Source organism: Propionimicrobium lymphophilum DSM 4903 (genome assembly GCF_000423485.1).
Classification (GTDB): domain Bacteria; phylum Actinomycetota; class Actinomycetes; order Propionibacteriales; family Propionibacteriaceae; genus Propionimicrobium; species Propionimicrobium lymphophilum.
In genome coordinates, this window is record NZ_AUIB01000001.1 from 162,220 (window position 1) to 187,644 (window position 25,425).

23 protein-coding genes, 1 tRNA gene and 1 other RNA gene are annotated in these 25,425 nt (G+C 59.9%); 7 read left to right on the forward strand and 18 right to left on the reverse strand.

Annotated features, from left to right (window positions below):
- Positions 1-41: 41 nt before the first annotated feature.
- Entirely contained in the window at positions 42-287 is a 246-nt protein-coding gene (locus G556_RS09695; RefSeq protein WP_155941703.1) for a hypothetical protein, read from the forward strand.
- An 11-nt stretch (positions 288-298) separates the two neighbouring features.
- On the opposite strand, the gene G556_RS0100715 is transcribed toward G556_RS09695, so the two are convergent.
- The 12 genes from G556_RS0100715 to G556_RS0100770 form a co-directional block, all read right to left on the reverse strand.
- Positions 299-499 (reverse strand): hypothetical protein, encoded by a 201-nt coding sequence (locus tag G556_RS0100715; protein WP_028821400.1) that lies wholly within the window; start codon positions 497-499, stop codon positions 299-301.
- Between the two features lie 37 nt (positions 500-536).
- Positions 537-1,001, reverse strand: coding sequence for a hypothetical protein (locus tag G556_RS0100720; protein ID WP_155941704.1), 465 nt, complete (start codon positions 999-1,001; stop codon positions 537-539).
- 10 nt (positions 1,002-1,011) lie between these two features.
- The gene (locus G556_RS0100725; RefSeq protein WP_028821402.1) at positions 1,012-1,839 is read right to left on the reverse strand and encodes an inositol monophosphatase family protein; all 828 of its coding nucleotides are present in this window, start codon (positions 1,837-1,839) and stop codon (positions 1,012-1,014) included.
- Positions 1,840-2,601 carry an HAD family hydrolase gene (locus tag G556_RS0100730; protein ID WP_162139737.1) on the reverse strand — a complete coding sequence of 254 codons (762 nt, stop codon included), beginning with the start codon at positions 2,599-2,601 and terminating at the stop codon, positions 1,840-1,842.
- Between the two features lie 74 nt (positions 2,602-2,675).
- The gene (locus tag G556_RS0100735) at positions 2,676-3,839 is read right to left on the reverse strand and encodes an ABC transporter substrate-binding protein (RefSeq protein ID WP_028821404.1); all 1,164 of its coding nucleotides are present in this window, start codon (positions 3,837-3,839) and stop codon (positions 2,676-2,678) included.
- A 77-nt stretch (positions 3,840-3,916) separates the two neighbouring features.
- A complete protein-coding gene (locus G556_RS0100740; protein WP_028821405.1) occupies positions 3,917-5,002 on the reverse strand; it encodes an ABC transporter ATP-binding protein in 1,086 nt (361 codons plus the stop codon).
- Between the two features lie 26 nt (positions 5,003-5,028).
- Complete coding sequence (locus G556_RS0100745; protein WP_028821406.1) at positions 5,029-6,876, reverse strand: ABC transporter permease; 1,848 nt, start codon at positions 6,874-6,876, stop codon at positions 5,029-5,031.
- Between the two features lie 259 nt (positions 6,877-7,135).
- Positions 7,136-9,085 carry a M13 family metallopeptidase gene (locus tag G556_RS0100750; protein ID WP_081675459.1) on the reverse strand — a complete coding sequence of 650 codons (1,950 nt, stop codon included), beginning with the start codon at positions 9,083-9,085 and terminating at the stop codon, positions 7,136-7,138.
- A gap of 29 nt (positions 9,086-9,114) precedes the next feature.
- Positions 9,115-10,164, reverse strand: a complete 1,050-nt coding sequence (locus tag G556_RS0100755; RefSeq protein ID WP_028821408.1) for a 2-oxoacid:ferredoxin oxidoreductase subunit beta — start codon at positions 10,162-10,164, stop codon at positions 9,115-9,117.
- Complete coding sequence (locus G556_RS0100760; RefSeq protein WP_028821409.1) at positions 10,157-12,019, reverse strand: 2-oxoacid:acceptor oxidoreductase subunit alpha; 1,863 nt, start codon at positions 12,017-12,019, stop codon at positions 10,157-10,159. Before G556_RS0100760 ends, G556_RS0100755 begins: the two co-directional genes overlap by 8 nt.
- 41 nt (positions 12,020-12,060) lie before the next feature.
- Positions 12,061-13,887, reverse strand: coding sequence for an NAD-binding protein (locus G556_RS0100765; protein ID WP_028821410.1), 1,827 nt, complete (start codon positions 13,885-13,887; stop codon positions 12,061-12,063).
- A gap of 11 nt (positions 13,888-13,898) precedes the next feature.
- Positions 13,899-14,282 carry a DUF6394 family protein gene (locus G556_RS0100770; protein ID WP_016456781.1) on the reverse strand — a complete coding sequence of 128 codons (384 nt, stop codon included), beginning with the start codon at positions 14,280-14,282 and terminating at the stop codon, positions 13,899-13,901.
- Between the two features lie 191 nt (positions 14,283-14,473).
- Here G556_RS0100770 and G556_RS09700 point away from each other — a divergent pair, with 191 nt between their 5' ends.
- Positions 14,474-15,106, forward strand: a complete 633-nt coding sequence (locus G556_RS09700) for a TIGR03085 family metal-binding protein (RefSeq protein WP_051176506.1) — start codon at positions 14,474-14,476, stop codon at positions 15,104-15,106.
- Between the two features lie 37 nt (positions 15,107-15,143).
- Here G556_RS09700 and G556_RS09705 read toward each other — a convergent pair whose 3' ends face one another.
- Complete coding sequence (locus G556_RS09705; protein ID WP_051176507.1) at positions 15,144-16,670, reverse strand: alpha-amylase family glycosyl hydrolase; 1,527 nt, start codon at positions 16,668-16,670, stop codon at positions 15,144-15,146.
- Positions 16,671-16,946: 276 nt separating this feature from the next.
- On the opposite strand from G556_RS09705, the gene G556_RS0100785 reads away from it, so the two are divergent.
- On the forward strand, positions 16,947-18,260 hold the full coding sequence (locus G556_RS0100785; protein WP_016456778.1) for a M20/M25/M40 family metallo-hydrolase: 1,314 nt from the start codon (positions 16,947-16,949) through the stop codon (positions 18,258-18,260).
- A gap of 295 nt (positions 18,261-18,555) precedes the next feature.
- Here G556_RS0100785 and G556_RS0100790 read toward each other — a convergent pair whose 3' ends face one another.
- A complete protein-coding gene (locus G556_RS0100790) occupies positions 18,556-18,870 on the reverse strand; it encodes a DMT family transporter (protein WP_016456777.1) in 315 nt (104 codons plus the stop codon).
- A 115-nt stretch (positions 18,871-18,985) separates the two neighbouring features.
- Positions 18,986-19,073 (reverse strand) — tRNA-Ser (locus G556_RS0100795).
- 82 nt (positions 19,074-19,155) lie between these two features.
- On the opposite strand from G556_RS0100795, the gene ffs reads away from it, so the two are divergent.
- From ffs to recR, 4 genes are all read left to right on the forward strand, one after another.
- Positions 19,156-19,252: signal recognition particle sRNA small type (ffs, locus tag G556_RS11170), an RNA gene on the forward strand.
- A gap of 243 nt (positions 19,253-19,495) precedes the next feature.
- Positions 19,496-21,847 carry a DNA polymerase III subunit gamma and tau gene (locus tag G556_RS0100800; RefSeq protein ID WP_036915334.1) on the forward strand — a complete coding sequence of 784 codons (2,352 nt, stop codon included), beginning with the start codon at positions 19,496-19,498 and terminating at the stop codon, positions 21,845-21,847.
- 45 nt (positions 21,848-21,892) lie between these two features.
- Positions 21,893-22,201 (forward strand): YbaB/EbfC family nucleoid-associated protein, encoded by a 309-nt coding sequence (locus G556_RS0100805; RefSeq protein ID WP_016456775.1) that lies wholly within the window; start codon positions 21,893-21,895, stop codon positions 22,199-22,201.
- 3 nt (positions 22,202-22,204) lie between these two features.
- Entirely contained in the window at positions 22,205-22,807 is a 603-nt protein-coding gene (gene recR, locus G556_RS0100810) for a recombination mediator RecR (protein WP_024111409.1), read from the forward strand.
- A gap of 60 nt (positions 22,808-22,867) precedes the next feature.
- Here recR and G556_RS10880 read toward each other — a convergent pair whose 3' ends face one another.
- From G556_RS10880 to G556_RS09715, 3 genes are read right to left on the reverse strand one after another with little or no spacing between them, the layout of a single operon-like run.
- Entirely contained in the window at positions 22,868-23,488 is a 621-nt protein-coding gene (locus G556_RS10880) for a DUF1707 SHOCT-like domain-containing protein (RefSeq protein WP_028821412.1), read from the reverse strand.
- A 24-nt stretch (positions 23,489-23,512) separates the two neighbouring features.
- Positions 23,513-24,592 carry a hypothetical protein gene (locus G556_RS11350; protein WP_028821413.1) on the reverse strand — a complete coding sequence of 360 codons (1,080 nt, stop codon included), beginning with the start codon at positions 24,590-24,592 and terminating at the stop codon, positions 23,513-23,515.
- Positions 24,585-25,088 carry an RNA polymerase sigma factor gene (locus G556_RS09715; protein WP_036915345.1) on the reverse strand — a complete coding sequence of 168 codons (504 nt, stop codon included), beginning with the start codon at positions 25,086-25,088 and terminating at the stop codon, positions 24,585-24,587. The genes G556_RS11350 and G556_RS09715 overlap by 8 nt, the downstream gene beginning before the upstream one ends.
- Between the last annotated feature and the right edge of the window lie 337 nt (positions 25,089-25,425).

The window sequence follows — 25,425 nt, forward strand, 5'->3', positions numbered from 1 at the left end:
TCGCCGCGATTCGCCCGGCTCGAGTGAAAAGATCGTTAGTGATGAGTAATTCAACTAAGCAAGATAGCGAAGACTCCGACGAAGACAATGGCATTGCGTTGGGCCTCGTCTTCGGCGTTATGGGTGGAGTGGTCGCCGGATTGCTGACCGGCGACCTTGCGCTGTGGATCGCCATCGGGGTGGGCCTTGGTTTAGCCGTAGGTGCCGGATTAGGTGGCAAAAAATCTTCCAATGGTGCTTTTCATCCGCAGTCGGATAAAAAGCACCACGATAACGTTTCTGCCTAGGTTTTTTGAGCCTACTTGAACAGGTCCCAGACGCTGAATGTGGTTTTCTTGTAGATCGAGTTCTTCACCGAGCGCTTCGGATTCTTGATGAACCCCATGCCCTTGCGCCCGTACCCGGGAATCACTGCGCGCTTTATCGCCCGCTTCGAGCGCCCAGTCGTGCGGGCTTTCAAAGAACGAGTCAAAGAAGGTTTGCGCATCCCGAATTTCATAACCCCAGCCTAGAACCAAACAGCTTCGAAAGTTTTGCTAAAAGATGTTGAACCAGGGCGTCTTATTCAGCTTCGGGCGAACCTTCTTTTGGGGCTGTAGCTGTTTCTCGGCAAGCTCGGCGACCTCGTCCCAGGGCAGGTGCTTGCGAATTATTGCGCATCGGCGACGATGATCCTTCTCTTGTTTTGCGGCATCCGCAGCCGCCTTGATCTTGGAAGCCTTTTGCCCGAGCGCCTCATTGATCCAAAGCAGCGCTTGATCGCAAAGTAGCCGGTTATACGCCGTCCTCGCCGAACGGTTCGGAGTTTCACGGGAATATTGGCCCTTGCCCTTCGTCGCCTGGGTGTTAAACCAATTCTCCATGTGCTCACGTTGGGAGCTGTACCAAACGCCGCTATAGCCGCCGTCCGAATATGCCTCAGAGATAGGCAAATGATCGGGGAGCGTCGCAAATACCTTTATTGCGTCAGTTTTGGTTCGACTACGAACCAAAACTGACACGTTAAGTCTTCTAGTCAGTTTTCGTGCGGTTCTCGACTATCTTTTCCGCCGCGCGCGTCAGCGCGGGGTAGTCGCCGCCGGGACCGGTCGCGAAGTAAGCCGGCGCGTCCTGGATCGGGCCTTGCTCGGGGGAATACCACAGCGGCCGGTAGAAGCCGCCAGCGTTACGCAGAATCTGGATCCCAGCGGCCACGTCCCAGGGGCTTGTGCTCGCGTTAAGGACGGCGTCCGTCCAACCCGCGGCCACGTGGCACAGCCCGAGCGCGCCTGAGCCCGTGCGGCGGAGCGATGAAAAGTTCTCGACCAGGTCAGCGAAAATCTCGCCGGCTAACTCCCCGTCGGCCTGGTAATCAGCCGCGGTCGGATATCCGGTGATCAACGTGGCCGCGCCTGCCGGCAGGGCATCCTTAGCCACCAGCTTTTCACCGTTCAGCCAGGCGTCCTCGGCATCTGCCGAAAACAGCTCGTCGGAGATCGGGTTGTAAATCGCCCCGGCGACCAGCTTGCCGTTCACGGCCGCACCCACACTCGTGCAAAAGAACGCCATACCTTGGACGAAATTAGTGGTGCCATCGATCGGGTCGATGTAGAACGTCACATCGCCGTCGCCAGCGGCACCGAACTCTTCGCCAACCACCCGGGCACCGGGCCAGCGGCTAGTCAAAAAATCGGTGATCGCGGCCTCGCAGGCGCGGTCATGCTCGGTGACCTGATCGTGCACGTCACGCTTATATTCGACGTCCATGTTGCTGCGGAAAACCTCCCGCAGCCCTGCCGCGACGCTGGTGGCAGCGCCGCGGCAGACCTCGGCTAACTCGATAGCCTGCTGCATGCTCATCTAATTCTCGGTTTCCTTCAAAACCTCAAGTAGCCCGGCCGGGTCAGCGACGGTCACGTCGGGGGTCGCGAAAACCTTGAACGGTCGTTTCGCTGCGTTCGGCGCTGGCATCAGAACCGATGCGCCCGCGCCCGCCCGGTTGCCGCAGAGCACGTCACGGTCTAGGTGATCACCCACGTACCAGCATTCCTCAACCGGCACTCCGATGCGTTCTGCTCCAATCCAGACCAGGCGCGGGTCGGGCTTACGCACGCCGACCTCGTCAGAGTAAACCTCCGCGGTGAAGTAGCCCAGGATCCCGGCGTCCTTCAGCCAGTCCCGGTGAACCTGCCCTGACAAGGCATTGGAGACGATACCGACGGGGATAGTGCGCTCCTTGCACCATTCCAGCAGCTCCACGGTGCCCGGACGCATCACACGGTTTTCCGTCAGGCTCGCTATCAGGTAGCAGATCCTGTCGGCGTGTTGGGCGAGCTTGGGATGCAGGGAAGCGGGCCAGTCGGCGCCCAGATAGTCCAGCACGTACTCGGTGTGGGAAAGGTCCCTGCTGTAGAGCGGACGTGCCTGCGCGTTTCGCAGCAGTTTCACTGAGGTCTCGGAGGCGAAAACGTCGATCTCAAGCCGCTGCCTGTCGATGCCGCAGGCGGCCAGCTCGTCGCCGAAAATCTTTTCTAGCTCGTCAGCAACCTTCAGGTGCCAGTCGTCGCTGTAGGTGCTTTCGACGATTACCCCGCCGAAATCAAGTAGTAGGCCGTGTGGCATCATGGTTTTCCTTTCTGCGCCCCAAAAAAGTAGCGCCTAACCATAAAGGTTAGGCACAACCGGGGATTTTTTAGTTATTTAACGGAGGTGCGCCACAGGTCGGTCCAATCCTGGCGGGAGCGCCAGTCGGTGGTGGAACCTGCGTTGTCGAAGAAGAAGATGTCGTCGCGCAGCTCAGCAGCGTTGGAAGGATCCTTCGGCTGGGGGATCGAGGTGTTGGAAGAGTACTTTCCGTCCTTGATCTGCGGGGCGATGCCCTCCTCGGTCATCGCGAAGTGAACGTACAGCTTGGCTGCGTTCTGGTTCTTGCTGCCCTTGGCGATGACGATCGACTTGGGGGCTGCCAAACCAGCCCACGGCTTCATGTCGTCACAGGTGGCTTGGTGGTAGCCCTTCTCCTCGACGTTGCGGAACTTCGAAGATGCTATCAGGCCGATCGGCGGGTCGGCCTGACCGGGAGCCCCAACAGCGGCGGAGACGTCCTCGTTGGAGTTCGTCAAAATCGGGCTGTTGCCTGCCAGGCGCTTGACCCATTCCTTGGTTGCCGACTCGCCAGAAAACTCCTCGTTGAATTGCTCTTTGTAGGCGCTCTTCAGTTCATCCTCGCCGAACTGGCTCATCTGGCTGAACCAGTCGAGCATCTTGTTCGAGCCCGCCGGATCCTCCATGGCGATCTTGTTTGCCCACTTGTCGGTGGTCAGCTCCCAGATGTTCTTAACCGGGCATTCGGTGTAAACCTCGGTGTTGTAGCTGAAGAAGTTCGGGTCGTTGATGAGCACCAGCGGGTCGCGCTGGCTTTCCTCGATGTCGTCAACCAGGTCGCCGGGGATCCATGAGTAGACGTGACCGTTCGGCAGCAGGTTGTTGGTCAGCGCGGGGACGTCCTGAATAGCGATGACGTCGCCCTGCACGTTGCCCGACTGCGCCTCGCGGGTGACCATCTCGAACGCTTCGGCGGCGTCGACCTTAACACCGGTTGCCTTGATGCCGTACTTCTCGGTGAAAGCCTTGGCCATCTTCTCAACTGCGGAGGCGTTATCGTAGATGGTGATCGGGCCTTCCTCCTTGGCGGCGGCAATCAAGTCGTCGAGGTTGAAGTTAGCGTCAACCTGCGACTTGATCGCATCGCCCGACGCGGGGCCCTGTGGGCTAGGGTTGCCGCCAGCGCAACCAGTGACGGTCATCGCTAGGGCTGCGAAACCGGCCGCGAAGCCGATACGCCAGTTGCGTTTACGCATCTTGTTACCTTTCTTGGGAAAGCGACGGAAACTGGCCGCTTTCTATCAGTTAGCTATTCAGTTGTAGGTTTCTCTTTTTAAGAGAAGTCGACCCGTCTGCCGTCTGCATCGAAAATGTGCAGATCCTCGCGGTCGGCCCACGCCACGGTGTCCTGGTTGAAGGCCAGGTTCGGTTTGCGGGTGGAAGTGCCGAAGTAACGGTTGGAGCCGTCGGTCGACTCGATGATCCATGAGCCACCAGTCGGCAGAATGCCGGTCACTCGTACGTCGACACCGAGCGCCCCAGCGGGCATCTCCTCGCGGGAGGAGAAGTGGAGATCTTCGGGACGGATGCCCGCTGACGCCGCAGCAAGGCCATCGGCGCGCAGCCAGTCCTTCAGGCGATTGCCGGGGCCGTCGTCGATACCGGCTTCAACGATGTTGATGGGCGGGGAACCCATGAAGCCTGCGACGAAGCGGTTGGCTGGGCGCTGGTAGATCTCCAGCGGGGTGCCGGACTGCTGAATCATGCCCTCGTTCATGACGACGATCCGGGTTGCCAGAGTCATGGCCTCCCACTGGTCGTGGGTAACGAAGATCATCGTTGCGCCAGTCTCCTGGTGGATCCGCTGGAACTCCGAGCGCATCTCCAGACGCAGGCGGGCGTCCAGGTTACTCAACGGCTCGTCGAGGAGCATGATGTTGCGCTTTGCCGCCAGCGTGCGGGCGATCGCGACGCGCTGCTGCTGGCCGCCGGACATCTCGGAGGGGTAGCGCTCGGCGTACTGCTCGATGGAGAGCTTGCGCATCGCCTCTTGCGCGCGCTTCTTGACCTCGTCGCGGCCGAGTTTCTGGCAGCGCGGCCCGAACTCCACGTTCTCGAAGACCTTCATGTGTGGCCACAGAGCGTATGACTGGAAGACCAGCGACAGCTTGCGGCCCTCGGCCGGCACCCTCGTGCCGGAGGCCACGTCGTCTACGACCTTGCCCTCGATCGTGATCTTTCCGTCGCTGAGGGACTCCAGGCCAGCGATCATGCGCAGCGTGGTTGATTTGCCACAACCCGAGGGGCCGAGCAGACAAATGAACTCGCCCTCGTTGATCTCCATGCTGATGTCGTCGACTGCCGCTTCCTTGGCGCCGGGGTATCTTTTAGTGACATTTTCTAGCGAAATGATGCTCATAATTTTCCTCTACTCAAAAAGACTTTCTAGCTACCCATACCCGAGGACAGGTCGGCCTTGAACAGCTTGCGGGCAGCCCAGGTGCCAACCAGGGCCAGGGCGCAGATGACTACTGTTACCGCGTTTGCCGCCTGGTCGTAACCGGAGTCGATCAGGTTCATCGACATGGTGGTCATCAGCTGGGTGCCTGGCGTCGCCAAGACCATCACGAGCGACAGGCCCTGCACGCCGGAGATGAAGGGCAGCAGGATCGCCGAGGCCAACGCGCTGCGCTGGATAGGCAGGACGATCGTGGCCATTCGCTTCCACCAGCTTGCGCCGAGAACCTGGCCGGCCTCTTCCGGGTCCTTGCCGAGCTGCATCATGGCGGAAACGCCCGAACGCGACGCGAACGGCATCTCGTCCATCATCATGGCGAAGATCAAGATCCAGGCTGTTCCGTAGAGCGCCGGCAGCGGTCCGCGCGGCACGGCGAACATCGAAATATATGCCGACGCGAAGGCGATGCCCGGCACCAGATACGGCGTGAACGTGATGGTGCGCAGCGTAGTGCCTAGCCAGCGCCACGGCGAACGCACTGAGACGTAGCCGACCATCATGCCGAGCACGCCCGAGCCGATCGAGGCGGCGGCCACGAACAGCAGCGTGTTCTTCATCGCCTTCCAGGTGGCCGAGTTGAGCAGCACGCCGTCCTTGAAGTTGGCAAACGGCAGGTTGTGGCCGAGCCAGTACATCGCGGTCAGGTTGTCGAAGCTAAAGTCGCCGGGGGTGCGCATGATCGTCGAAGAAACCAGCACGCCCAGCGGGATGGCCACTGAAACCAGGAACATCAGGCAGGCGAACGCAAACGCGAACGGCTTTAGTCTGCCCAGACGCTGCATCTTCTTGGACATGCCTTTGCCCGAGACGGTAGTGAAGCGTTTCATGTTGCGGACGAACGCGAAGTCGATCCACAACGAGATCGCCCCGATAGTCACCATGACTAGCGCGATCACAGCCGCAGGGCCGGACTGCTGCGTGTTCAGCGACTGGTAGAGGGTCGTGGAAAGCACGTTGAACTGCACCGGCGTGCCCAAAACGTATGCCACACCGAATTCGCCGATTACCTTGGCGACGATCAGCGTCGCGGCCGAGATTGTCGAGGGCCGAAGCAGCGGCAGGTAGATCTTCAACGCCCGCAGGCGTGGCGTCGCACCGAAGATGCGCGCAGACTCGTCCAGGTTCTCGGGAATGTTGGCGATAGCGTTGGTGACCAGCAGAATGACGAACGGCACCAAGTGCAGGATAAAGATGATCGCGATCGGGACGGGGCCGTACGCCAGCCAGTCCGGCGGGGTGAAGCCTAGGCTCTCCAACCAGCCGACGGAGCCGGCGACCTTGCGGTTCTTGAAGATCGTCCGCCAGGCCAGCGCGAACGTCCACGCAGGAATCATGTAGGGGACGATTAGCGCCGTCGAGAACCATTTGCGCCCCGGCAGGTCGCTGCGGGCCAGCAGGAAGGCCACCGGCACACCGATCAGCAGGGCGCCGATGATCGTCACCACGCCGAGGCCGAGCGTGTTGACGAGCGGATGCCAGAACATGATCGGCGAAATGGCAGATCCGAAAACCCGCTCTAGGTAGTAGGTGGTGAAAGAACCGCCCGCGCCGCCGGTGCGGAACTCGTCGCCGTAGCTGGTCTGGACGGACGACAGCAACAGCGAAACCACGGGCGCCAGGATCATCAATGCGAAGAAAGCGAGCAGCACTATCCCCATGATCGTGGCGGGGTGTCGCAGAGCCAGCTTGGTGTGGTAGAGCGTCACGCGATTGCGTTTCAGCGCGGGCATATCAGAAGAACTAGATTTCTTCGGATCCTTTTCCGTAGAACCCAATTTGGCTCTCCTTCGTTTTAGCAAAATACTAAGAACAACCTATCTAGGTTTTCTAACTAAAAGTTTCTTGATGGTTAACAACTCAAAAACTTGGCTTTTTGCAGGCGTGTTTTCGCTAGCAGACGGAGGGCTGCTTGCGGCACCCGCACTCTCGAAGGTATTACTTAACGGCACCTAAAGCTGCGAAAACCGCGTTGTTTTCGCCATTTGATGCAAAAGTGCCCACTGTGCGACCGTAACACGCACAGCGGGCACCCAATTACCAGATGCTGACGCGTTGTTGCGGAGCGAGCCACATCGGGTCAGACGGTTTGACGTTGAACGCTTCGTGGAACGCGTCCAGGTTGCGCACCACCTGGTTGCAGCGAATCTCGGCAGGCGAGTGCGGGTCGATAGCAATCAACTGACGTGCGTGCTCGGGACGCGACTTGCCACACCAAACCTGAGCCCAACTCATGAATAAACGCTGAGCACCTGTCAGCCCGTCGATCGGCTCCGGCTCGGTGCCGCCGCAGGCAATCTGCCACGCCTTGTACGCGATGGCCAGGCCGCCGAGGTCGCCAATGTTCTCCCCCAGTGTCAGCTCGCCGTTCACCTTAACCTCTGGCGCTGCGGCCGGCGACAGCTCGTTGTACTGGGCCACCAGCGACGCCGTGCGCTCTTCGAACGCCTTGCGGTCTTCGTCACTCCACCAATTGCGCAAACGGCCATCGCCGTCGCAGGTGGAACCTTCGTCGTCGAATCCATGGCCGATTTCGTGACCAATCACGGCTCCGATACCGCCATAGTTGACGGCGTCATCAGCCTCCGCATTAAAGAACGGTGGCTGCAAAATGGCCGCCGGGAACACGATCTCGTTGCGCAGAGGATGGTAGTAGGCGTTAACCGTCTGCGGATACATCATCCACTCGTCGGGGTCTACGGGCTTGGACAGCTGCTCGATCATGTAATCGAACTCGAAGCTGCTGGACGCCTGCACGTTCCCGATCAGATCGTCGGGTGAAATCTGCAGCGCGGAGTAGTCGCGCCACTTGTCCGGGTAGCCGATTTTGGCGTGGAACTTGCTCAACTTATCGAGCGCCTCGGAGCGGGTGGCCTCGGTCATCCAATCCAGTTTGCTGATGGAGGAGTGGTAAGCTCTGATCAGGTTATCGACGAGCTCCTGCGCGCGTGCCTTCGTGGCAGCGGGGAAGTGCTCGGCGACGTAAATCTTGCCGATGGCCTCTCCCAGCACGGATTCGACCAGCGAAATGCCGCGCTTCCAGCGCTCGCGCAGTTGCGGAATGCCCTGCAGCTGCTTGCTGTAAAACTCGAAGTTCTGCTCTACAAGATCCTGCGGGCCGACACCGGCCAGGGAATCGATTACACCCCAGCGCGCCCAGGCCCGCCAAGCAGGCAGGTAGACGTCGGTGAGCAGCTCGGAGACATCCGGCAGGAACGTGCGCTGGCAGTTGACGACCTCCGCCACTGCCTCCTTCGGCAGCTCGGCCTCTTTGAGGAACGCGTCCCAATCGAACGCTGGACAGGTGGCGGTGAACTCGTCCCAGGTCTGCAGGTGATACATCTCCACCATGTCGCGGGTGCGCACCTTGTCCCAGTGGTGGGCGGCGATCCTCGTCTCAAGATCCACCACTAGGTCGGCCTGCTCGTCGGCGTCCTCGTAGCCGACCAGCTCGAACATGCGCTCGATGTGCCTACGGTAGTTCGCCACGGTGTCGCCGTGCTCGTCAAGGCGGTAGTACTCCTCGTCGGGCAGTCCAATTCCGCCCTGGCCGACGAAGATCAGGTAGCGGTTGGGGTTGCCGGGGTCGGAGTCGTTTCCTATGCCGAACAGCCCGCCCAGGTCGTAGCGCGCGGCATAACCCAGAAAGCCGGACAGCTTAGAGATAGATGTGATCTCGTCGGCCTTCTTCGCCAGCTCGACGATCGGTTTGACGCCGACGGCCTCGATGCGGTCGGTGTCCATGAACGACGCGTAAAGGTTCGCGATCTTGGAACGTTCGGTGGTCGGGTCGTCGTCCGGGGTGATGCCGGTGACGATCTCCTTCACCGCCTTTTCGGAATCCTCCGACAGTTTCTGGAAGGCTCCCCAGCCGCCCTTGTCCTCGGGGATCTCGGCGGAATCGAGCCACTTTCCGTTTGCGTGGCGAAACAGGTCCTGACTGGCTTTAACTTCGTTATCGATATGATCTAGCTGCAATGCACTCACGCATCCAAGCCTAGCCAGTCCCCAAATTTCTAGTCGATCACCCAGGTGTCTGGGCCGGCAATCGCCTCCGCGAGTTGATCGTCGGTCAACGCAGGCGCCGGCTGCAGCGGGTTCTCGCCCCACGGCCTCGGGCAGCCGATATCCACTTGGGCGCGGCTCAGGTCGTCGAACGTCGGGGCCTCCACCTCGCGCAGGATGCCGGCTACGGAAACGTCCGGACGTTCTGCACTGGACAGCTGACTGAGCTCGAACGCCCTGCTTGGGTTGGCGATGTGCGGATTGTGGCTGATGACGTCCGCGCCCGACGCGTCGGCCAGCCCAATGCCATCGGGTCCAGCGACAACTCCCAGCTTGCCATTGGCGGTGACGGCCGGTTGGCCGTCCTCGAGCCAAATCAGCCCATCGGAGTTGACGTCCTCGAACGCGCCATCGTTGAAGATCGGGCAGTTTTGGTACACCTCAACCAGGCTGGCACCTCGGTGCTTTGCGGCCTTTTCGAGCACCTGAGACATCCGCTTGCGGTCCGACGCCAACACCCTCGCGACGAAAGTCGCCCCGGCCCCAAGCGCTAGCGCAGACGCGTTAACCGGCGGCTCGACCGTGCCCATTGGCGACGTCTTGGTCACCTTCCCGAGCACGCTAGTGGGGGAGAACTGGCCCTTCGTCAGGCCGTAAATCTCGTTGTTGAAAAGCACCACGGTCAGGTTGACGTTGCGCCGCAGCGCGTGAATCAGATGATTGCCGCCGATGGAAAGCGCGTCTCCGTCGCCGGTGATCACGAACACGGCCAGGTCGCTGCGGGTCATCGCCAGCCCGGTGGCTAGCGTCAGCGCGCGCCCATGAATGGTGTGCATGCCGAACGAATCGACGTAGTACGGGAACCTCGACGAGCAGCCGATGCCCGAGATGGTGACGGTGTTTTCCTTGCGTATGCCCAGGTTCGGCATCAACTGCTGGAAGGCGGAGAGGATCGCGTAATCGCCGCAGCCCGGGCACCAGCGTACGTCCTGGTCGCTGACGAAATCTTTGCGGCTCAGTGGGTTGATGGCCAGCGGCACGCCGGTCAGGCCGTTACTCATTGCTCGCCTCGCATTTTTCTAGCAGGAAGTCGGATAGCTCGCTGGCGGCCAGCGGCAGCCCGCGCACCCGGTTGTAGTTCTCGGCAGCAACCAGATATTTCGCGCGCAAGATCATGCAAAGCTGGCCCAGATTCACCTCGGCCACCACAACTTTCTTGTAGCTGTGTAGCACGTCGCCGAGGTTGGCCGGCAGCGGGTTCAGCGAATCCAGATGAATGTGCGCGATCTTGCCGGCCCTAGCCCGCACGATCTCGACGGCCGTGGCTATCGCGCCCCACGTCGAACCCCAGCCGACCACTGCCACATCCGCGCCGTCCGGGTCGTCGACGTAGGCGTCCGGCACCTCGATGCGGGCTATCTTCTCCGCCCTGGTGCGCACCATCTCGTCGTGGTTGGCGGGGGCATAGGAAATGTCGCCGGTTTCGTGGTCCTTCTCGATGCCGCCGATTCGATGCTCCGTGCCGGCCACGCCGGGCAGGGCCCACGCGCGGGCCAGTTTTTCGTCGCGCAGATAGGGCAGGAATTTTTTGTCCTGGTTGTTGTTTTCCGTAGCAAAATTTGGCTCGATGCTGGGCAGATCAGCGGGGCTCGGATAGCGCCACGGCTGGGTGCCATTGGCGAGGTAGGCATCCACCAGCAGCACGACTGGCGTGCGCGCCTCGAGCGCCACCTTGCAGGCCTGGAAAGCAGCGCGGAAGCAGTCCGACGGGGTGCGCGCGGCGAAAACCGGCAACGGGGATTCGCCCGAGCGGCCCCACATCGCGTCCAACAGGTCGGACTGCTCGGTTTTGGTGGGCATGCCCGTCGATGGGCCCGCCCGCATGACGTCGACGATCACCAGCGGCAGCTCTGTCATGACGGCCAGATTCACGACCTCTTGTTTGAGCACGAACCCCGGCCCCGAAGTGGAGGTGACGCCCAGCGCGCCGCCGTAGCTTGCGCCCAGCGCAGCCCCCGCCGCGGCGATCTCGTCCTCGGCCTGGAACGTCATGACGCCCTGCGCTTTGCGCTTGGCCATGTCCTGCAGCAGATCGGTGGCGGGAGTGATCGGGTAGGCGCTGAAGAACAGCTGGCGGCCAGACTTGTTCGCCGCTGCCAATAGACCAAGCGCCAGGGCCTGCGTGCCACTGACCTGTCGGTAGCGCCCGGGCGGCAGATTGGCCTGCTCGACGCGATAGCGAACCGCGAAAGCCTCTACGGTTTCGCCGTAGGCGTGGCCGGCTCTAAGCGCGGCAACGTTGGCGTCCCTAACCGCCGGATTCTTGGAAAATTTTTCCCCAAGCCATGCTTCCGTTGGCTTGTTTGGACGACTGTAGAGCCAGTTGACCAGGCCAAGCGCAAACATGTTCCTGCACCGGTCCGCGCCCTTGCGGCCCAGCTCGAACTGCTCGACAGCGCCCCTGGTCAGGGAAGTGATGTCCACCTCAACCAGCTGGTAATTGGCCAACGATCCGTCGGTGCGCGGATCGGCGTTGTAACCCGCATTCTTGATGTTGCGTGCGGTGAACTCCGACTTGTCGACGATCACCAGCCCACCGCGCTTCACAAGGTCGAAGCTCTTCTTCAACGCCGCCGGGTTCATGGCAACCAGCGCGTCGGCGGTTTCACCAGGCGTCGAGATGTCGGTGCTGGCGAATTGAAGCTGGAAACTAGAGACCCCGCCGATCGTGCCGCGCGGGGCGCGGATCTCGGCCGGATAGTCGGGGAGCGTGACGATGTCGTTACCCAGCCTCGCCGACTCGACACCGAAACGGTTGCCCGTCAACTGCATTCCGTCACCGGAATCGCCTGCGAACCTGATGACTACGCGTTCGAGCTCCTTGGTGGGCTGCGCATCTTGGTAAGTCAAAACCACTCCCTACGTCACGACTATCAAGGGTAGCCGGTTACTAAAAGCTATTCGTCGTCCCTGATTACCCCGAGCTCCCCGGTGGTCAGATCTTCGTCGATGTCGATCTCGTCCTCGGTGTCCTTTTTGACCGTGTCGTTCTTTTTGGTGCGCAAGCCGGCGAGCTTGCCCCACAGCCAGCCGCCGGAGCGGTCGACGCCGGTTTGAATGTACGCAAGTTCCATCGGGTTAGTAAGACCAACTTCTGTGTCTATCTTCGCCCGCGAAGAGCCCGCCAGCAGAACGCGGTCGCCCGGTTGAAACTCGTAGTCGAATTCCGGAAGCACAATGTTCTGTGTGCCCCGGCGAACGAATAACACCATCGCATCGGAAAGTTCTTCTCGGTTGTGCGGGTCTGTGAGCAGGTGACGCACTGTGAACGGGCGGTCTTGTTGCATCGCCTCGAAGACAGCAGGGGTGCGACGGTTGGAGATGACAAGATCCCAGATTTCGGGGATCCTGCCGTGGTCGAGCAGAAGCAGCTTTTCCGTCAGCTTGTGACATTCGGCTTCGGAAAGCTGCGGGAAGAAACGCAGGAACCTGCTCAGCAGCGGGGTAGTGATTCTGGCCAGGAACTCTTGAGCGACGATACGGCTCGGCTCCATGACAACGTTCGTCGCGAACGCGTCGAAAAGCGGCTTGTTGGCCCGGAGATTCTGCCTGGTGACGATGAACAAGTCGTGTCGTAGCGCCCTGGCCGTCACACCGATCGCCAGGTTTCGGGTGTCCGAATCGCTACCGGCAACCAGACCGAGGGCGTGGTCAATACCTGCCTTCTTCAGGTCGTCGCTCTTGGTGCCGGTGCCGTTAACATCAACCCCGCCATCCTCGAAGTATTGGCTGTCGACGACGGTCACCGTCACACCAACCACGCGCAGGCTATCGGTCATCTCGCGGCCAAACCGTCCGTAGCTGCAGACGATCCAGTGGCCGGCGGGCGGGTAGTGGATCTGGCTGATCGGGTCGCCGGTTAGGCCTGTGAGTGTGGTGCGCAGGCGATAACGCTCGGGCGTCGTGATGGCGGACGCCAGATTGTCGCTGAAACGTTCGAACGGGTTGATGACCAGGTCGCCGCCGAACACACCCAAGTGCGTTTCGGTCTCGGCGTTGCGGATTCGAGCCAAGACGGCCACCTTCGGAGCCAAAAGGCGGACGGTGACGGCAATTGCCTGGTTAACCGAGTCGTCCTCCGCAAGCGCAACCACACCCTTGCAGTAGCGGCTCATCAGACCTGCCGAAACAAGCGCATCCGGTTTGGAGGCGTCGCCGGTCAAAGCAGGAAAATCCACGGAGAAATCCTCCAGGCGCAGCCGGCTAATTTTCTCTTCCTGCTTATCAATGACGACGAAACGTAGGTTCAGGTGGTCGAGGCCGTGCATCACCAGGATGCCGGTCTCTCCAACACCACAAACGATATAAAACGGTTCCCTAATGGCCTTTACCCTGCGGCTGAAACGTGCAGCCCGTAGCGTCTCGCCAAACGCCTTATCCTGCAGCAGCCCGATGATCGCAAACAGCGAATACGTCCAACAGCTAACAGTCAGCAACACCGTGAACAGCGTCCACATTCGCTGGGCCGCGTTGAACGGAATCGGGATTTCACCGAAGCCGATCGTGGTTGCCGTGTAAACCACGACGTAGAAGGCCTCGAACGGGTTCAGCGGATCCACCAGGTTGCCAAGCTCATCCGTGCTCGGAATGATCGTGTAACCGGCAGTGGCTACAGCAAAAGCTGCGATCAGCAACAGGATGGGGAATCGCATCCTGCGCATGACGAGGTAGAAAACGTCAGATATGACGCCCTGCTTCCTCAAATCGCGATCGTGAGTCTGCATATCTTTGAGCGCTACCTGCGTGCTTGCAACAATTCGCCGACCATCAAAACTACTGAGACCGCGTTGGCCAGCATCGCGCCTGCAGACAGCGAAACTACGACGGAGATGTGCGTTGACGTCAGACCGGTGGTGGTCATCTCAGAGCAGATCACCCAGACGATTACGCCAACAATTAGCTGCAGGTCGGCAACCAGGCTGGTTGACAGGTGCACCGCGCCGAGCTGGGTTCGATCGCCGAACTTGAGCACCGTGGCGATCAAGCTCGTCACCAAAGCGGCCATCAGCTCAGCGCCATTGTGCATCGCCGGCTCGGAAATCGGCCCGTACCAGAATCCGAAGTTGAGGGCCGCAGCCATAGTGATGAAGAAACCAAACACCACTTTTTCGAGGTTCATCAGATTGTCCTTGCTAATCGAAACTTCTCTAGCCGCTGGCCTTTCGTCCAGTCGGAACTAAAAGGGACACTAACCCTACTCTGGAGTCCCTGACTATTTAACATAATCTAGCCCTCTGACAATTTTTATTTCTCTTTGGGCACCTTTTGTTTTTCTTACGCCTCAGTTGCCCGGCTGGATAGCGTGGAGATATGAGTTTGGCGAATTCTGAACGCAAGAAACTGGCCGACACGCTGCACGCCGTCGGCCCGGATGCAGCGACACTTTGCGATGGCTGGTCTGCCCATGACCTGCTTGCCCATCTTTGGCTGCGCGAAACCGACCCGATCGCGGTTGTCGGCATGTTTTTTCCGCCGTTGGCCAAGCAGACCATCAGAAAAATGGAGGAGGTCAAAAGAAGCTACGACTTCGACGACCTCGTCGATAAGTACGCCGCTGGCCCACGCGGGGTCTTCAAGATTTCCAAGGTAAACGAACTTGGTAACACGCTGGAGTGCTTCGTCCACCACGAGGACTTGCGACGCGGCGACGGCGACAACGATCCCCGAACCTTGCCCAAAGATCTCGACGACGCGCTCTGGTCGGCAGTCAAAAAACTTGCGAAAGTAAGGCTCAGAGGTTTCAAGAGGGGCCTGATCCTGCACCGAGAGGGCCAGTGGGGAGGGGCCTCCGAGTCCGTTTCGCTTGGCGAAAACCCGATGACGATCTCCGGTGAGCCGGGCGAACTCGTCATGCTGTTCTTCGGACGCGGCCACGCGGCTAACCTCGACTTTGACCCAGAAGACACGAAGTCCGAGCTCGAAAAACTGAAACTTTCCGTATAGATAAAGGGTGGTGCCCAAAGGTCCCGCCCTTTATCCTTTAGTGGATTCGCTTATACGGCGAGTAGCCGTCAACCGGCTCGACCAGCGGCGTCAACACCGCAACCTGGCCCGGCTCCAACGTGATGTCGACCATCGAACGCATGATCTCGAGGCGCTGTCCGGTGAACTCGTCGAGCAGCAGCGCGTGATCCATCAGTTTCGAGTTGGCGAGCAGAACCGTCTCGGTAACCGTCTCCTTGCCGGGGTTGGCGATGACGAAGACCGAATCCTTAACGCGGTTCGTGCGGCGCTCGAAGCCCAGCAGCTTCTCGGCAACCAGCCAGTTCAGATCGCCGATGCGCAGCGCGCGGTGTTCGCGACGCAGTTTGATCAAGTCGCGGTATAGGGCGAGCGTCTGGTTGGAATCGTTCGCCAGATCCCAGCGCATCGGGGCTCGGGACTCAGGCTCTTCGCCGCCGGTCATGCCGAGCTCCGTGCCGTAGTAGAGGTTCACCGACCCTGGCAGCGTGAACTGCAGGAAAATCGCCAGGCGACGCTCCCGCTCGTTCGGCAACACGTGCGTGATGCGGGCGGTGTCGTGATTGTCCAGGTAAACCCACGACTTGAGCATGTGCTCGAAATCGCATTCGTCGAACATGCGCTCCATCATCCGCTGACCCTGTGCTGAGCTGATGCGACCGTCGGCAACGCGAATGATTATCTCGCGCAGCGGGAAATTCAGCACTCCGTCCAATTCGGGGAACCATTCGGCCGGCCAGTTAGGCATCTCGCCGAGAACCAGCGACTTTGGCTTTTCTTGGTGCGCGGCCTGGGTGATCTTGCCCAAGAAATACATGCCCAGCTCGTAGGACACATCCAGGCGCCACCCGTCCGCGCCCTCGCGCAGCCACGAACGCACCACCGAATCCGCGCCCGACCACAGATGCTTCGCAACCGCAGGATTCTCCAAAACCAGCTCCGGAAGGTTTCGCACATTCGCCCAGTTCCGTGAGCCATCGGGCAGGTTCGGGTCGATCTCGAACCAGCTGCGGCTCGCGTTATCGGGGTTTGGCTGTTCCTGAAAAGCCAGCGACTTGCGTCCCAAGTGGTTGAAGACGCCGTCTAGAATCAGCCGCAGATTGTTGTCGTGTAGATCTTTAGCCAGCGCGCGGAAATCGTCCATGGTGCCGTATTCATTGCGGACGCCCCGGTAGCTGATTCCGTCGTAGCCGTGATTGGTCCAGGCCGGGTTAATCGGGGTGGTGTAGAGGACGTCGACGTCCAAAAACTTAAGATAATCGATGCGGCTGCGGGTGCTCTGCAGGTCGCCACCCCAGAAATCTAGCTCGTGGTTCCACACCTCGTGCTCGTGCAGGTAGTGGCCCTTCCGGGGTTCCTCCGACCAGTCGTGCAGCTGCTTCGGGCGCTCATACAGATGCCTCTTGGCGTCAAGATTGGCCGCAGGGACGAACCTGTCCACGATGATCTGATAGATACACGCGCCGTTTCGCCAGTCCGACTCGCGTTCCTCAAATTTGCGCCAGTAGGTTAGATCCCGAGTGTTCGAGTAGTCCAGGAAAGACATCCGTAACCGCTTTCTGAAAATGCCTAGAAATGTGAATTTAATTTTATAGGCGAACGCTAATAAAACGCTCAAGGCGCATATGCCAGAGACTAAAAAGTTATGCGCACTAAATTGTGCAGACCGAACAAATTAACCCTCTTTGTTACGCTGGCTGCGCTCGTTCGACCCCCTTCTTCCGCTCAAAGCGTGAAAGGAAAACCTCAAAAAGCGCTAACAAAATTTTTTCCAGACGAAATTTTCGAAGAAGATGGAAATAGTCCAAACCGAAGGGATGAGATGGAAAACACGGATCTAATCGAATTATGCGAAGAGGCGATTCGCTTCACGCAAGAATTGATCAGGATTGACACCTCAAACTACGGCGACGGCACCGGCCCAGGAGAAGAAGAGGCCGCGCAATACGTTCTAGACCGCCTGGCGGAGGTGGGGCTGAGCGGAGAGACTTTCGTTGCAGCACCCAAACGCCACAGCGTCGTCGTGCAGATCGCCGGGAAATCCCGTGACGGTCTGCTCGTCCACGGCCACCTCGATGCGGTTCCCGCAGACCCGCACGACTGGAGCGTCGACCCGTTCAGCGGCGAAATAAAAGACGGTTGCATTTGGGGCAGGGGAGCGGTCGACATGAAGGAGATGGTTGGCATGATGCTGGCCATCGTCCGCAAAATTGCCCGTGACGAGATCGTGCCCAGCCGCGACCTCGTCTTCGCCTTCCTCGCAGACGAGGAGGCCGGTGGCTGGAACGGTGCGCGCTGGCTAGTGCGCAACCATCCGGAACTTTTCGCCGGCTGCAATCAGGCCATCAGCGAGGTCGGTGGCTACTCAGTTTCGCTGCCCACACCCGACGGCGACAGCAAACGTGCCTACCTGCTGCAGACCGCCGAGAAGGGTTTCCACTGGGCCACCATCAAGGCGACGGGCACCGCCGGCCACGGGTCCCTTAGGAACGACGACAACGCCATCGCCAAGCTGTCTCGCGCCCTGACTCGCATCGCCGAATACTCCTGGCCGCAGGAATACGTAACCACCGTCAGGTCCATGTTTGACGGCCTGACTGAGATAACCGGAATCGACGATCCCGCCCAAGTGCTCGGGCTTCTCGGTGCCGCCAAGCCGTTTGTCGAGGCCACGCTGTCCAACACATCGAACCTCACCAGTCTGAGCGCCGGCGACCTCGGAAACGTCATACCTTCTGTAGCCACCGCGCAGATCGACTGCAGATTCCTGCCCGGCCACCAGGAAAGCTCCCTCGACAAAATCCGCGAGCTATGCGGCGACGACGCCCAACTGATCGTCAACAAAACCGGCACCGCAGTCGAGGCGCCTATCGATACGCCATTTGTTCAAGAAATGGCCGACGCGCTTTCCGCCGAAGATCCCGGCGCCCGACTCGTTCCCTACTGCATGTCCGCAGGCACCGACAACAAGTCGTTCTCTTGGCTGGGCATCTCCGGCTACGGCTTCGTCCCGCTCAAACTGCCAGAAGGCTACGAGTTCGCGCGCATGTTCCACGGCGTAGACGAGCGCGTCCCCGTCGAATCCGTAGAGTTCGGCACCCGAGTGCTCTGGAACCTGATCGTCAAAACTGATTAACGGGTGCAGGAAAGTTCATAGTCGGACCTTTTGGTTCTCTTTAATTTCCGACGCATTAGCGGGAACCGAAAAGCTTGTAGTCAGATCTTTTGGTTCCCGCTAACTTGAGAATTTTTAACGGGTGCATAAAAGCTCGTCTACGGACTTTTCCGTCCCCGTTGTTTTTCGTCGACGTCGTTGTAGGTCTGGACGTTCTCGGTTGGTGGTTGGCCTGGACGTTCAAGGTCGGCTGCTGACCCGACTGCTTCGGGGCGGTTGCTGGTCTGGCAGCTAATGGAGGTTGTGGGATTCGGGATTAGTGGAACAGCTGCAGCCCGACGATTCCCGTCACAATTAACGCTAGGCACACGATGCGGGCGACGGTTACGGGTTCGCTGAGGAAGATGATTCCGACGAGGGTGGTGGTGATCGCTCCGCAGCCGGCCCAGACGGCATAGCCAGTGCCGACGGGGATCGCGCGGAGGGCGTAGGCGAGCCCGCCCATCGACGCACCGCAGGCGGCGAGAAAGACGGAACTCCAGAGCAGCTTGTTGCCTTGGGACAACTGGGAGAGCGCGGTGGCCCAGACGGATTCGAGCATTCCGGAGACGATCAGTATTAACCAGTGCATGATTTTCTTCTGCCTCGACCGTCGTCAGATCCGGGTACGGCGGGCCACTCGTCCGGTGAGGCGGACGCCTCGGCTAGAAAAAGTGAAAGCCCCCAGACGGGGGCTTCAACTCGAATGGCGGAGGATACGAGATTCGAACTCGTGAGGGCGTGAACCCAACCCGCTTTCCAAGCGAGCGCCATAGGCCTCTAGGCGAATCCTCCGCGGACCATCTTAACGGATAGGTGCGCGGGTTAGTCAAATGAGTGGATGCGGTAGGTATGTATTTGATGTGCTAACCTTTATCAAGGTTCTCCGCGCGGCGGAATCTCGCCCAACTCCCCCAGGGTCGGAAGGCAGCAAGGGTAAGTGAGCTCTACCGGGTGCGCGGGGAACCCCTTTTTATGCCTAAAACCCTCTGACTGTAGTCCTTTGAACTTTGGGTTTTATTTTGGCGGGTTCCGACAAGACGTGGTCTGTCAGGGCCAGTCTTTCTTGCTTCCTTTTGTAAAGTGCCTAGCCAGAAGGTTTTATTGCGCCGCATTGCCAGATTTTTATAGTTAGCGGCCATGTTTTGTCACACAGTTCGTGGGTGCCTACCTGGGCGGGACGGGATTTTGCCCAACTTTTCAGAGCGATATCGAAAATGTCAGTGGGGGACTCTAGGCTTTATGACGTGATTGACTCCGACCCCGAATACGACGACTACGGCACCCAACCGGAAGCCGAACTGCCCGATAATTTCTTTGAGCAGGACGGTCCGGGGCTTTTTGACGCCCCCCAACCTCCGGTGAACCACGAGCCGCCTGCCGAGGTTGCTCAGCTGTCGCAAGAAGAGCAGGTCGTCCCGATCGACGAGGACGAGGAGCCCGCTCCTCCGGATCAGGTGACCGAGATGGTCGAGAAAACCGAGCTGCAGAACCAGGTTGAGGCCGTCGCCGATGAGGAAGACGACGCACACTTGGCGCTGTATCGGCGTTACCGCCCGGACTCGTTCGAGGAAGTCATCGGTCAGGATCACGTCACCAAACCTTTGATGAGGGCGATCGAAAATAACAAGGTCAATCACGCATATCTGTTCAGCGGCCCCCGCGGTTGCGGTAAAACCACGTCCGCGCGAATCTTGGCCCGCTGTCTTAACTGCGAACAGGGCCCGACTGCGCACCCGTGTGGCGTCTGCCAGTCTTGTGTAGATCTGGCGACGGGCGGGCCAGGCTCCATTGACGTCATCGAGATCGACGCGGCTAGCCACGGCGGTGTGGACGACGCCCGTGAGCTTCGCGAACGCGCATTTTTTGCCCCGGTCGCCAGCCGCTACAAGGTTTACATCGTCGACGAGGCCCATATGGTCACGCCGCAGGGCTTCAACGCTCTGCTGAAGCTGGTTGAGGAGCCGCCGCCGCACGTCAAGTTCATTTTCGCCACCACCGAGCCGGAGAAGGTCATCGGCACGATTCGTTCGCGAACCCACCACTATCCGTTCCGGCTGGTTCCGCCGCGAATTCTGACCAGCTACCTTGAGGAGATCTGTGAGGCCGAGAACGTCCAGGTGGAGAAGGGCGTCCTGCCGCTGGTTGTCCGCGCGGGTGCGGGCTCGGTTCGTGACGCGCTTTCTGTGCTCGACCAGTTGCTCGGCGCTGCCGATAAGGGTGAGGTTAGCTATCAGCAGGCGGCGGGTCTGCTCGGCTACACGCCCGATGCCCTGCTCGATGAGATCGTCGACGCCTTCGCCGCCGGCGACGGTAAGGGCGTGTTCAAGACCATCGACAAGGTGATCGAGGTCGGTCAGGATCCCAGGCGGTTCGCCGAGGATCTGTTGCAGCGAATGCGCGATTTGGTGATCGTCGCTCAGGTGCCCGACGCCATCAGCTCCGGCCTTATCGACGTTTCCGACGATCAAGCCCAGCGGTTGACGTCTCAGGCGGGTGCGCTGGGTGCCGGCGAGGTGACTCGCGCGGCCGAGGTTTTCGCAACCGGTTTGACGCAGATTCGCGGCACCACCGCGCCCAGGCTCAACCTGGAATTGGTCTGCGCGCGGGTTTTGTTGCCGGCCGCCGATAACGACGACGCGGGAATCAACGCCAGGCTGGATCGCATTGAACGCAGGCTGGACATGCCGCAGATGCCGGCGCGCAGTGGAGGCAGGCACTCCGAGCCGCAGCATGCTCAGCAGGCGCAGCCAGATCAGAGGAAGTCTCCGCAGGGTGCCGCCCAGCCAGTGCAGCAGAGGCTAGCCCAGCACCGTCCTGCTCAACAGACCCCGGTTCAGCAAAGGCCCGCGGCCGCCGAAGGTTCCCAGCCACCCGCGCAGCAACGACCTGCCCAGCAGCGGCCAGCGCAGCAGCGCCCGGCCCCCGAGCAGGCGGCGCCACAGCAACGACCTGCCCCCCAGCAGGCAGCTCCGCAACCAGATTTGGATTCAGCGCACCGGGGCAATCAGGGTCAGCCTGCACAGCAGCAGGCTCCGCAGCAGCGTCCGGCGCCCCAACAGCATTCGGCAGAGCAGGCCGCTCAGCAACCATCTGGCGCTAGGCCCGACGGAGAGCCGCTGAGCGTGGTGGACGTGCGCCGGCTTTGGCCGAATGTCCTCGAAGAGGTGAAGCGCCGCAAGCGGTTCACGCACGCACTGCTGAGCCAGAACGCGTCCGTTGTGGCGTTGGAGGGTGGCGTTTTGACGCTGGGCTTCAACTCGCCGGGCACGCTAGAAACATACGAGCGTGGCGAGAGCCAAGAGGTTCTTCTCGAGGCGCTGAAGTCCGTCATCGGGGCGGATCTGCAAATAAAAACGGTCACCAACGACGGTCAGCAGCATTCGCCTAGGCAAGAGTCCGAAGAGGAAGATGCGGAGCCAGTCTCCGAAGCGGTCGTCGAAGGCGTGTCCCTAGACGACGAAGTCATCGACGACCCAACCGTCAGCGTCGACCAGCTGATCACCTCCAAGCTGGGTGGCAAGTTGATCTTCGACGATTCGGACCCAGACAACAACCAGGTAAGCTAAATAGCCGGCACGAAACCGCGCCGGAGAAGATTTTAAGGGGATTGGATGTTACCCGAAGGCATGGACATGAACGCGCTTCTGCAGCAGGCGCAGGCAATGCAGGCCCAGCTTGAGCAGGCCCAGCAACAGCTGGCCGAGTCGACGTTTACCGGCACGGCCGGCGGAGATCTCGTCATCGCAACCGTAAGCGGCCAGGGCATGTTGACCGACCTGAAAATTTCTCCAGAAGCAGTCGACGTAGACGATCTGGACTCGCTGTCTGACCTGATCATCGCAGCTGTCCGCGACGCCGCCAGCCAGGTCACCGAGCGCGCACAGTCCCTGATGCCGGACCTCGGCGGTATGGGGCTCTAAGACTTGTACGACGGACCAGTTCAAGACCTAATCGACGAGCTTGGGCGGCTGCCAGGCATCGGCCCGAAGAGCGCCCAGCGCATCGCCTTCTGGCTGCTAGACCAGCCCAAAGAGGACGTCGAAGCGCTAGCCAGCGCCCTTGTCGTGGTGAAGGAGCAGGTGCACTTCTGCGAGATCTGCTTCAACGTCACAGACCAGGAAGTGTGCCGAATCTGTCGCGACGACCGCCGCGACCGCACGAAAATCTGTGTGGTGGAGGAGAGCAAAGACGTCGTCGCCATCGAGCGCACGCACGAGTTCCGTGGGCTCTACCACGTGCTTGGCGGTTCCATCAGCCCGATCGACGGCCGCGGCCCCGGCGACCTGCACATCGCCGAGTTGCTCAAGAGGCTGTCCGACACTAACGTCACCGAGATCATTCTGGCCACCAACCCGAACCTTGAGGGGGAGGCAACCGCCACCTTCCTGACCAGGCTGCTCGCCGAAACACCCGGCGTTCAGGTCAGCAGGCTGGCATCCGGCCTGCCCGTTGGTGGCGATCTTGAATACGCCGACGAGGTTACGTTGGGGAGGGCGTTCAGCGGCCGCCGCGTCGCACAAAGCTAGCGATGGGCCTCGCACAAAGCTAGCGCTACTGCCGCGCTCTGTCCTTCGGGAACGTGACAGTTAACGTTCTTTTCGGATTACCTCGACGCCAGCCATCAAAGCCAGACCGGTGATCGTGATTCGGGGAGAGCCCTCCGGCGTTTCCCGCCACGGCGAGGCCATCTGCGGCTTCTTCCAGCCGAAACCGCCCATGATCCCGAAGCCTTTGATGCTGACCTGCATCTCCGGGGGAACCGTGATCTCTGTGCCACCCATCAGATTCAAACACGAAATCTCGACCTCTTGCGACTGAAACTTCGCGTAACGCAGGTCTATTTCGCAGCCGCCCATGACGGAAACCGTGACGTGCCTCGAAGGGCAAACCCAGGGCCCAACCATCTCTTGACCGCTTAAAATGCCAACAGAAAATTCCCTGCCGGCCTCACCAGGCTTCGAAGAATAACTGATAGGGACACCATAGTTTTTGCTAACAACCTCGTCGGCGCGGTGAGAATCTTGAACTAGCGGCCATTGATAGCCCTGGTTGAGGTCACTGATCAGAAACGCCAACTCGGCAGAGTCCTGCGTGCCCCAAACCCGTTCAACCCTGCGGTTGAAATCTTCGTCGCTTAACATTTTGTTCGCATAGGCGGCAGACAGTTTTGCCTGGGCGTCGCGGCGTTCATCTTCGCTGATTGGCATGGATAAAGAATAACAAGGCGAAGGCTAGCGGAGCGTAGTCGTGATCTCCGGATTCTTCCGGTCGTCGTCAGGCTTGGAATTGGTCCAGAAATAGGCCCGGAAATTGCTGGATTCTGCCGAATCGATTTTGCTGAAAACCAGGTCGGCGCGAAACTCGTATTCGCCACCGGCCGCCACTAGCGGTTTCTCGTTGACGCCTCGCCAGACCCTCTCGTGGCTGATCTGTCTATCGCCATCCGGGTCGTGACGCGTCCATTTCAGGTAAGCGCGAATGTTAGTGTCGATCACGCATTCGACGTCGGAATTGTTCTTGAACGTCAGCCCCCATTCAACCAGTCCGGTTTCGGAGTTATCCCTGATGAACGGCGAGAAAGCACCGTCAACCTCAGAACACGACTTGGGTGCGCTGGGCACGCTCGGCTTCGGTTCGGGAGTGGGCACCGGAGTAGGATCTGGCGTTGGTTTCGGAGTCGGTGTCGGAGTGGGCTCCGGTGTCGGCGTCGGCTTAGGAGTGACGGACTTATCCGGGCTCGGTGCCGGGGTCTGCTCGGTCGAGGGCTTTACGCTCGGCGCAGGCTTGTGGCTGGGTGTGGCCGCAGGCGTGGACGGCTGCTCAGGAGCCGCAGTCGGGACATTCACCCGGGAAGCAGCATCGGGCAGCTCGCCCGCATTACGCGGGGCAACGCGCGGGCCATCAGAACCGTTCGAGTTCCGCGAAGAATTCTGTGTATCAGAACCGCCCACGTCCTGCGGCCTGACGACGGGCGCAGAAGCTGCCGAAGGCTCGGCTCCCGAAGGTTGGGCGTCCGCAGAACTAGCGGACGGGCTCGGCGTTGGGGTGGCGCTGGGCGTCACTGATCGAGACCGCGAGGCGGTCGGGCCAGGAGTGATGGCGATGTCGCCGTCGGAATCGGGCTGACCGCTCACCAGACCGAAGGCCAAGGCTGCGGCGATGCAGACGCCGGAAACGGTGGACAGCGCAATGACAACGTGATGCACGAGGTGCGCGTGGGTGGCCGACTTGTAGGCATTCGCGGCGAGCGCGTCAGTGAAAGCGGGCGGCTGGGCAGGGGTATTTTTGAGTTCTTCAAGCTTCTCAAGCATTAGTCTCACCCGCCTTCTCTGCTGTGCTGTCTAGCGAATTCAACTTCTGGAGGCTTCTGTGCGCGCTGACCCGCACCCAAGCCTCGGACTTGCCGAGCATGGAAGCGATCTGAGCGACCGGGAGGTCGTCAATATAGCGGCCAATAACCACTGCGCGTTCCAGTGGACTGAGCGTCGCTAAAGCCTTAGCGACGCTCAACTCTGTGTCGATTGACTCCCAAGGATCGACTTCCTCGGGGACAAAAACATTAACCGGGGTCTCCTGGTAGCCACGTTTACGGGCGAAGGAGAGGAAGATGTTCGTAAGGATCTGCTGGCAATAAGCGCCCGGAGTTTCAGCTGCCGAGACCTTTTTCCATTGCCTCAGCATTTTCTCTGCCGTTTCTTGCACGAGATCTTCGGCGAAATGCCAGTCGTGGCAAAGCAGGAGGGCACGACGAAACAGAGCTGGCGTCTCTTCCGCCAGCAACTGTTGGAAGTCTTCCCTGGTTGCCAACCGCTGACCTTTCTAAGGAAAACAGGTACAGGAAATGTGTATACGCCTCGCGCTGTGCGAGTTTCACATTTTACCATGCAGGCACCCGTTCTCATTTTTAAGCAGTGCAACCGAATCTTTTTCGTCTGGCCTCGGCGTCCCCAACACCGAGGCCAGAAGAGCGAAAACTGATCGAATAGATCGTCGACGAAAAATTCCCCATATTCGTCGCAAAAGTCACCCACGAAAATACCCATCCGGTAATTCTGGGAGACCCAGGAAGACTGTTTTCAGCGGCCTTCATTAGTACCGATGCGGTGAGGGTGTGGTTTCGTTACACAAAATAAAAAAATTTTTT